Genomic DNA, 7,465 nt, shown 5'->3' on the forward strand with positions numbered 1-7,465 from the left:
ACCTAGCTGGTCGAGCAAACTTTCGGCATCACGCAATCCCCCTTGGGAAAGCTGCGCCACTAGTTGCAAAGCATCAGGAGCAATGGCAATCGCCTCTTGCTGAGCAATGTAATCTAAGTGCTGAACCATCGCATCTAAGGGAATGCGACGAAAGTCAAACCGTTGACAGCGGGAAATAATCGTGGGTAACACCCGCTGGGGATCAGTGGTGGCTAGTACAAATACAACGTGGGGTGGGGGCTCTTCTAAGGTTTTAAGTAGAGCATTAAACGCCGCTGTACTCAGCATATGCACCTCGTCCAGCACATATAACTTATGACGACACTGCACTGGGGCAAACTGGGCTCGTTCAATCAGCTCACGAATATTATCAACACCCGTATTACTAGCCGCATCGATTTCAACAATGTCTAGGGAGGCACCAACGGTAATTTCACGACAGACCTGACACTGACCGCAGGGGGCAGATGTAGGTACCTCACTACTTAAGCAGTTCAGTGACTTGGCTAAAATACGAGCACTGGAGGTTTTGCCGGTTCCCCTAGGGCCACAAAAAAGATAGGCCGGAGCAATGCGATTTTGCTGAAGGGCATTGGAAAGGGTTGTTGCGATCGCACCCTGCCCAACAAGCTGGGCAAACGTTTGAGGACGATATTTGTGATGCAGCGGTTCGTAGGCCATAGATACTAATGTCCTACATCAAGCAAAGACGCAAACAGATCATGCCTTACCAAATAACAGGCATACCAATTATAAAAGCTTCAGACTCATTCAGCCCATGGCAACGGTGCCTTTAGCACCCCATAAATCTTGCCACCAGAGCAACCAGTTCGGTCGACGCCGTAAACGCTTACAAAGGTGAACTTCATTGCCCTTAGGAGACCAATGAACCTGATCAAAAATTTGATGCAGGATAAACAGACCACGACCACAGTCGCCCAGGCTCTCACCATCTGAACCGTCATCAGGGCAAATACGACAGCCATGGGGTATTTCAAACCCATTCCCCTGGTCCGTGATGATCCACCAATAACAGCCCTGGACCTCAGCATATTGAACAGAAACATGCTTACTTGGGTCCAGACTATTGCCATGCTTTGCGGCATTGACCAAAGCTTCTTGCAAACCTAAACGTAGCTCATCACGCATCTGTGATGGCGCATGCTCCAATAACGTATCAATGACTGGATACAGATATAGAGTCGAGGCAAAACTAAGTTTGTCCCACTTAACTCCATTGGATAATGTCATCGCACTAACCATGCAATCAATCCCCAACACCAAGTCTGCCTATATTGCTGGCAGCCCTAAAATCAACACAAACTTTAGCCTTAAAAATTAAACTTGAACTATCTATACGAAAGTAAAAACAGTTTTTAAATGGATGTAAGCAATCCGTACTACAGGGAATTAATAAGCCTTCTTGCACACATCTAATATATCAGATATGCAATAACTCAAACCGAAAAACAGAAAAAACTATCGAACCAATTGCTACTTTCATGTTTTCTAAGGCTTAGATAAAAATATTTTTTATTTCACTTCCGCTTTAGATTCAGCCTTTAGAACTGAATCATTTTTTTCGACATAAACGATATGTATTAGCTTGCTGTAGTTACTCTTTTCAAGTTCTAAGATGCATACCAGGCAAGCGATTAACCCATAAGCTAAGATTGGCAACATGCGAAAGAACGATGGGGTATGCCATAAACAATAGGACGTTATCTATAGCCCAAAAGCTCAGTCTCAAAAAGTTTCTGGTTAATCTCTGATTAAGGGCTAACCATCAGAAATTCAAGCTAAATTATGTCGCAACCGGAGCACATCAAATTAATACTAAGTAATTTCAACCAGGCATCTGTTCGTAACATTTAACAACTCGTTTTATAGTCCGAACAAATACGGTTGATATTTTTCAATTTTACTTAATTTCTTCTTGAAGGTGCACCAATAAAAATTTACTAGTTTTTAAATATATGGATACGGCTTAAAGCGACTCACAACGATGCGTCAGTCGCTCAAAAACTAAGGAAAATAATAGTTAGCAGTCGCAACGATTTCCGAGCTATCTTCAGCTAGGCTTATCATCGTAGGACGCACAGTCTCGGCTTATGGCAAATAATATTTAGCAGCCTCAGCAACGATTTCCGAGCTGTCTTCAGCTAGGCTCATCATCGCAGGACGCACAGTCTCGGCTTGAGGGCTATCTAAAAAATGACTGAGTGCTTGGGCAACACGATGGCGAACTTGCCAATCATCACTGCCTACAAAATCTAACAGCAGCGGCACTGCACGAGGGTCTTTGAGCTCACCAAGGGCCCCAATAGCAGTCAACGCAATCAAATTGGTTTCTGACTTCAGTGCCTGCTGTAACAGGTCAAAAGCACGAGCCACACCCAGTTCTCCCAAACAAGCAACAATGCTCATTTGCACAATCCATTCCGATGTATTGTTGTAGGCGGTCGCCAAATCATCATAGGCTTCCACCAAATGTAAGGCCCCAAGAGCATCTGCCGCTGCTGCTTGCACATCCGCTTCTGGATCGTGGAATAGTGCTCCTCGTAATATCGTAAGCGCAGTGTCTCTATCTTGGCTCCCTAAGGAAGAAAATTGACTGATGGCGGCATAGCGGACCCGTGAGCTGCTGTCACTCACGACAGCTTGAATGAGCTCAAACGCAACTGCCGGATCAATATTCCGCAGTAAATTGACCGCTCGCAACCGCTGACCTAAATCTTCAGATGCTAGCTGTTGTTTTATTTGATCTGGCGAGATGCCCATAGGTTAAAAATGCATGTGAAATACGTACATGCATTTTAGGTGTATTGCTGAGCCAGTTCACGCACAATGTCACCACGGGTCAGAATGCCAATAACGTGTCTGTCATCATCAACAACCACTAATCGACGAATTTGTTTGTCATGCATGAGCTGAGCAGCCCGCTGCAAGTCGTCATCAGCCTGCACCACGGTCACCTTACGAGACATCACATCAGCAACAGTCTGCCCTAAAGCCTTATGCAATTCTTGACTGTAGCGAGCGGGATTAGTCAGATACACAATGCTATCCAGCAACATGACATAGGCGGGCAACGACGCACCACTCACCTGCCACATCAAATCAGTTTCAGAAATCTCCCCAACAGCTTCTCCAGTAGCATCAACCACAGGCAAGCCACTAATCCGATGGGTAGCCAGCAGCTGAATTGCATCCTTGAGGGACATCTCTGGTGTAGCCGTCAAAGGAGGCGCTGTCATCATCTCACCAACGGTCTTAGTTGCCGTTGTCGTCAAGACTGTCTTGCTGGCCATAGAGCACTATATCAAAGACTACTTATATATTCCATTGTAGAAACGGTTTCCGGGGAAAGCACGACTGATTCAAAGGACGTTACATAGAGATATATATTCGCAACAAAATAATTAATCAGGCTTTAATTAGAATAGATATTGACAATTTATGGTAAAGATTTTTCTGTGAATGGATATCAACTTATGCTGAGAAATGTTGGCTAGAAGAGTAGTTAGGGGTCAGAATCCAGTACTGCACTGACTTCTGACCCCTGACTACTCTCTTTGGGAGAACGTTCTGCCTTAAGTTGGTGCCCCTGGACATTGTTTGTTCAGCATTGTGTGTACAAGCAAAACAAAATTGTTCCTTAAAAATTGTCAACATCGTCCATAACCTGCCCTAACGCTATGGCTTGCTGATTGGCTGTGGCAATTTACGTTGTTTATGTTTAACCACACAATTAAATCTGCCGCTAAGTCCATGGCAATGCCATGGTAGAAGTTACCCAAATCGTTTCTCAAGCATCTCTTTCCCCAGAAGACTCCCCCACGTTGCATCAACCATACAATTTGGGTGCTTTATGGAATATGAGCTTTGGCTTCCTTGGCATCCAGTTTGGCTGGGGCTTGCAAATGGCCAACGGTAGCGCCATTTTTGAATCCCTGGGCGCAACCCCTCATCAGCTCCCCCTACTGTGGCTGGCTGCGCCCATGAGTGGTCTGTTGATACAGCCTGTGATTGGCTATTGGAGCGATCGCACCCATACACCGCTCGGGCGACGGCGACCCTACTTTTTAGGGGGCGCTCTCCTAAGTTCGATCGCGCTAATTCTGCTGCCCAATGCATCGAGCCTATGGATAGCGGCAGGGCTGCTTTGGCTGCTAGATGCATCCGCTAACGTCAGCATGACCCCATTTCGCTCATTTGTGGCGGACTTGGTGCCCACAGAGCAGCAAACCCAGGGGTTTATTGTACAAAGTCTGCTTTGTGGCCTTGGGGCAGTACTGGCATCAGCCATGCCGTGGTTGATAGCCCACCTGAATAACGACCCCTTCAGTGAGTTAGATACTGCCGTCATGGCAGGCCATATTCCGCTGTCGATTAAGTTGTCCTTTTATTTAGGGGCAGCGGTGTTTTTGGGGACCGTAGTGTGGACTGTACTTACAACACCAGAGTCAAACGATATTAAGCCATCCTCGGCTTCAGAAGCCGGTATGGTCAAACAAATTTGGGATGCGATCGCAACCATGCCGCCCACAATGCGACATCTGGCTTGGGTGCAATGCTTTAGCTGGCTAGGGGTATTTTGCATGTTCCTTTATTTGCCCCCAGCCATCGCCCATCATATTTTTGGTGCTGTGCCAGGTACACCACTTTATGCCAAAAGTGTTGAATGGTCAGGCATTTGTTTAGCAGTCGACAATCTGGTGTGTTGTGTTGCCGCTCTAGGTATTTATAGTGTTGTTGCGAGGTTAGGAGAACGCCACACCCACAGTCTTAGTCTGCTGTGTGGTGCTATTGGATTAATCTCCATTAACTGGATTCATCAGCCAGAATTCTTATTATTGCCGATGATTGGCGTAGGCATTGCCATCGCCAGCATGCATTCACTACCCTATGCGCTACTAACTAAATCCATTCCACCGGAAAAAAATTGCCTCTACATGGGCATTTTCAACTGCTTTATTGTGCTCCCCGAGATTGTTGCCTCTTTAGGGCTGGGTTGGGTGATGACCTGTTTCGGTTGCGATCGGATTAGTATTGTCGTCCTTGGCGGTTTCTCAATGGCCATTGCAGCCATTTTGGCGCAATGGATTCCCCATCAGCAGGAAAACCTTATGCCATAAGTTCCATGGCATAAATCTTAGGGTGGGCTATGCCCACCCTAAGATTTATGGGTAATAATTCTCACGTTGTTGTTTTTAATTTTTCAAGAAAGCGACTAGTTGCTCTAACTTATCCCAAGCGGCACCGCTGGCAATAATCTCTTTTGCTTTGATAACACCTTGAGCGCAGGCAGCTTCAAAGGTATCGCCTGTAACCACCTCCCCCACTTGCAAAGCCAGAGAGGCATTTAGGGCCACAGCTTCCTGCTGAGCCTGGGTGCCTTTCCCCTGAAGTACATTACGCAGGATGGTCATATTTTCTTCTAGCTCGCCACCCCGCAGAGCAGCAATATCAGCATGGGCTAACCCCAAACGTTTTGGATCGATCACCTGAGTAGTCACCTGACCATTGGCTAAGACAGCCACATCCGTTGCATCCCCCAATCCAGCTTCATCCAAACCTTCGCGACCATGGAGCACCATGGCTTGCCCCATACCCAGCTGGTTCAACGCTTCGGCCATGGTAGAAATGACCGCTGGGTCGAATACACCAATGACCTGTCCCGTAGGCCGCAAAGGGTTAACCAATGGCCCCAGCAAGTTAAAAACCGTGCGAATTTTTAACGTACCGCGAAGGGGCGCAACGGCCTTCATTGCTGGGTGCCAACCACGGGCAAACAGGAATGTCACCCCCACTTCCTTAACCGCTGCTTTAGCTTTTTCAGGGGATGTACTAAGGTCTACACCTAAACCTTCCAGCACATCAGCCGAGCCCACCTTGCTAGATGCTGAGCGATTCCCATGCTTTACCACTGGGATACCGGCTGCTGCGGCCACAAACGTCACGGCGGTGGAAATATTAAATGTAGATGCGCCATCTCCACCAGTGCCACAGGTATCGATGCGGGGTGTGGGCAACGAATCATCGGCCTCCATACCACCCAGGGACTGACCTTGTAAGACATGGGCCATGCCCGCTAGTTCATTGGCTGAGAAGCCCTTGGATTGTAAGGCCGCCAGAATCGCTCCGGACATGATCGGATCAATCGATTCCGTCAACCATCCTTGCATCAGTGATTCAGCTTGATCGACTGAGAGGGAGTGCTTATCAATGAGCTGCTGTAACAGGCTGGACCAGTTAGTTGTCATTGCGGTAGGGCGTTTAAGACTTCAGTCAATAACGCTACTACAGAAGCGGGGTAAGCGACCTGTTTCTTAACAAGGGATTGATGGTTGCTGCATCCATAGTGTCTATGTAGCGGACATGAGTATTCTGAATTAAGAGAAACTATCTATTGGGCACCTCGATTGATTGATTTTTTAGAAGGGCGCAGAGTTGCTATGTCATTAAGTTAGAAGACTATTGTGATTGAACCACTCTGCATAGGGGGGACTTGTCGTATATTTTTTCACCCGCACTGTCTTTGCTCGTCGTAGATAAGAATATGAAGCTATAGGTTCCAACATCCTCCAAACTCTCTCAAAGAAACAATACTAATCAAACCCATCAATTGGAGCAAAGCCTTGACGTTGAACATTTTCTGTCACTACGCGAGGCTCCAAAAATTGAAGAAGATAATCAGCACCTCCAGCTTTTGACCCAACACCAGAGAGCTTAAAACCACCAAAAGGCTGGCGAGCAACAATGGCACCCGTAATCCCTCGATTAATATAGAGATTACCAACATCAAAAGTAGTTTGAGCTTGTTCTATATGGGCAGGGGTACGAGAATAGAGCCCCCCCGTGAGGGCATAGTCAGTATTGTTAGCAATAGTCAACCCTTCTTCAAACGTTTTCGCCGAGATAACAGCAACGACAGGGCCGAAGATTTCTTGTTGAGCAATCTGCGCATCAGGAGAAACATTGATAAAAATAGTAGGACCAATGAAGTAACCAAAATTGGGAGGTTCGATTGAGAGAGCCAAACTACCCTCTTTTCTACCAATCTCAATAAATTTCTGAATTCGTTGTTGGGATACGGCATCAATCACCGGACCCACCTTAGTGTCAGGATAATCTGCCGCTCCTACATTAAGAGAACGAGTAGCCTCGACCAGACGCTGAACAAATGTCTCATAGATAGTCTCTAAAACAATCACCCGTGAGCAAGCAGAACATTTTTGACCACTGTAGCCAAAGGCAGACTGCACCACACCTTGCACCGCTTGATCCAGGTCGGCACTGGAATCGACAATAATGGCGTTTTTGCCCCCCATTTCAGCAATGACTCGTTTGAGGTGATGCTGGCCAGGTTTCAGCTGAGCAGCATCTGCATAAATACGACAACCCACCTCCCTGGACCCCGTAAATGCAATCAGGTGAATGTCGGGATGTTGAACGAGATGGG

General features: G+C 46.8%; 7 protein-coding genes. 1 reads left to right on the forward strand and 6 read right to left on the reverse strand.

Annotation, left to right across the window (positions count from 1 at the left end; genetic code table 11):
- The 4 genes from dnaX to DXZ20_RS03790 form a co-directional block, all read right to left on the reverse strand.
- A partial coding sequence (gene dnaX / locus DXZ20_RS03775) for a DNA polymerase III subunit gamma/tau (protein ID WP_163696610.1) occupies positions 1-681 on the reverse strand: 681 nt, incomplete at its 3' end.
- Positions 682-771: 90 nt separating this feature from the next.
- Positions 772-1,251 carry an ATP-binding protein gene (locus DXZ20_RS03780; RefSeq protein WP_250564886.1) on the reverse strand — a complete coding sequence of 160 codons (480 nt, stop codon included), beginning with the start codon at positions 1,249-1,251 and terminating at the stop codon, positions 772-774.
- 858 nt (positions 1,252-2,109) lie between these two features.
- Positions 2,110-2,781, reverse strand: coding sequence for a phycobilisome degradation protein NblB (gene nblB, locus DXZ20_RS03785; protein ID WP_163662873.1), 672 nt, complete (start codon positions 2,779-2,781; stop codon positions 2,110-2,112).
- Positions 2,782-2,816: 35 nt separating this feature from the next.
- The gene (locus DXZ20_RS03790; RefSeq protein ID WP_006516462.1) at positions 2,817-3,311 is read right to left on the reverse strand and encodes a CBS domain-containing protein; all 495 of its coding nucleotides are present in this window, start codon (positions 3,309-3,311) and stop codon (positions 2,817-2,819) included.
- Positions 3,312-3,782: 471 nt separating this feature from the next.
- Between DXZ20_RS03790 and DXZ20_RS03795 the strand changes: the two genes are divergently transcribed.
- Positions 3,783-5,138: an MFS transporter gene (locus DXZ20_RS03795; protein ID WP_163696490.1), complete on the forward strand. Its 1,356-nt coding sequence runs from the start codon at positions 3,783-3,785 to the stop codon at positions 5,136-5,138.
- A 75-nt stretch (positions 5,139-5,213) separates the two neighbouring features.
- On the opposite strand, the gene trpD is transcribed toward DXZ20_RS03795, so the two are convergent.
- Both trpD and DXZ20_RS03805 read right to left on the reverse strand, forming a co-directional pair.
- Positions 5,214-6,266, reverse strand: a complete 1,053-nt coding sequence (gene trpD / locus DXZ20_RS03800; RefSeq protein ID WP_163696492.1) for an anthranilate phosphoribosyltransferase — start codon at positions 6,264-6,266, stop codon at positions 5,214-5,216.
- Between the two features lie 345 nt (positions 6,267-6,611).
- A partial coding sequence (locus tag DXZ20_RS03805; protein WP_163696612.1) for an aldehyde dehydrogenase family protein occupies positions 6,612-7,465 on the reverse strand: 854 nt, incomplete at its 5' end.

The sequence above is a fragment of the Adonisia turfae CCMR0081 genome, from assembly GCF_011009555.1.
Classification (GTDB): Bacteria; Cyanobacteriota; Cyanobacteriia; order Phormidesmidales; family Phormidesmidaceae; genus Leptothoe; species Leptothoe turfae.